We start from the raw sequence: 1,752 nt of genomic DNA on the forward strand, positions 1-1,752 counted from the left end.
TGTTTCCTTTGAAATCCTTACACTTTATATTCGACAAAAGTAGCCAAAATCCTTGTCAAATCTGGAATTTTTGCTTATTCAGCAAGCCCTTATTCGAATTTATAGAAGGCTGGTACAATCGGAAACGGATTCATAGCTGCCTGGGCTATATGACGCCACAAGAAACAGAAGACAGTATCAAAGGGGCAGCGTAGTGCTCTTCACAATTTTACAAGCATCCGCTTTACATGGAGTGGCGGGTGTGGCAGGCTTGTTTGCCATGCGAAAGAAATCATTGCCCCTTTCGCCCTTCGCATAACACCACGCCCGCAGAGGCTCCATGTCAAGCGACCAGCGATGTCATGAAAAATATGGCATGAGATCAAAATTAAATTTCACTTATTGGTGTCCAAAATATTGACTTAAATCCAGATATCTATACTTTGGATGCATTTGTAGTAATTCTGATACGGTCACAAATTTATATCCTCTTTTTTGAAGTTCCGGTAAAATTTTTTTTAGTGCTTCAATCGTTTGACGACGGTCTCCGCCGTTATCATGAAATAAGACAATATCCCCATTTCGGGCGTTAGATAAAACCTTTTTTACAATATTATGAACGCCCGGTTTTTTCCAATCATACGTATTTTGATGCCATGACCATATCACAACCGTATAACCTTCTTGGTTCGAAACATTAATAATGGTTTCATTATAATAACCTCCTGGCGGGCGAAACAATTTAGGAGAATATCCAGTCAATTGCGTAATCGTTTGTTTTGTTTTTCTTAATTCATTTCTAATTTCTTCCTCGTTAAGCCCCCTAAAACCGGAATGATGGTATGTATGGTTCGCTAATTCATGTCCATCCAAAATTTCTCGTTTCACTACATCAGGATGAGCTTTTACACAGGTCCCCACCACAAAAAAGGTTGCTTTAGCATGATATTGTTTTAAAATATCCAGAATTTCCGGAGTATATTTTGAACTAGGTCCATCATCGAATGTCAATGCAATGACTTTTTGTTTGGTCGGTATTTCCCAAATGGCTTTTCCGTGTTCTTCATAAAACTTTCGGCCTCTATTCAAATCGTTCGCTTTTACGAAAACTGTACAAATAAACGACAGAGCAACCGAACAACCTATGATCAAGATACACCATAGGACGAACTTTTTGTTGATCATCAAGCAACAACACCTTTCGTGTAAATTCGTTGTTTAGGTTAGGATGTTTCAAAATCATGTCTGCAAGAATGATTCTTCCATTGTTATTTTTCACATCCATTCAAATGGAAAAAATTCAAGCGCCGTTTACATACGATGCCAACAAAGAATGGAACTCTCTCCCAATTCACATCACGCATCTTTTACTCATTTTTCGTCTCCCTTATTTTGTTCAGATGATTAATTTTTATCGAAAACAGATTATGCCAAAGCAACTGGACAAACATTGTTGACTACATTGACAGAAGTGCATTTCATTAATGAGTCATTTTTATTCCATTCCTTTATTCAAACAGTTTTTTTCTTAGACGGCACAACCAACACAATAAATTAGTTGTGCCTTTTCCATTTCTCTTCAATAGTGTTTAAATATTCATTTGGTTCTTTTTTGAATCTTCTTTGTTTTATATGCTCGCCAATACGTTGTTCCCATTTATTCGCTTTAGTTTTATATGCTGAATAATTAGGGCTTGCTGAACGAATCAAATTTGGTCAGATACAAGCCAAATTCCGATTATCAAAATATAAAATAGTGTTGTGTAAAAATTT

1 protein-coding gene is annotated in these 1,752 nt (G+C 36.5%); it reads right to left on the reverse strand.

Annotated features, from left to right (window positions below):
* Positions 1–378 precede the first annotated feature (378 nt).
* The gene (locus IC21_RS03240) at positions 379–1,164 is read right to left on the reverse strand and encodes a polysaccharide deacetylase family protein (RefSeq protein ID WP_029143165.1); all 786 of its coding nucleotides are present in this window, start codon (positions 1,162–1,164) and stop codon (positions 379–381) included.
* Positions 1,165–1,752: the final 588 nt, after the last annotated feature.

This window comes from Heyndrickxia coagulans DSM 1 = ATCC 7050 (genome assembly GCF_000290615.1).
In the GTDB taxonomy this organism is placed as follows: domain Bacteria; phylum Bacillota; class Bacilli; order Bacillales; family Bacillaceae_C; genus Weizmannia; species Weizmannia coagulans.

Excerpts from the sequence above, each read along its gene's own strand:
- IC21_RS03240 (WP_029143165.1), bottom strand. The coding sequence starts at position 1,164 with ATGATCAACAAAAAGTTCGTCCTATGGTGTATCTTGATCATAGGTTGT.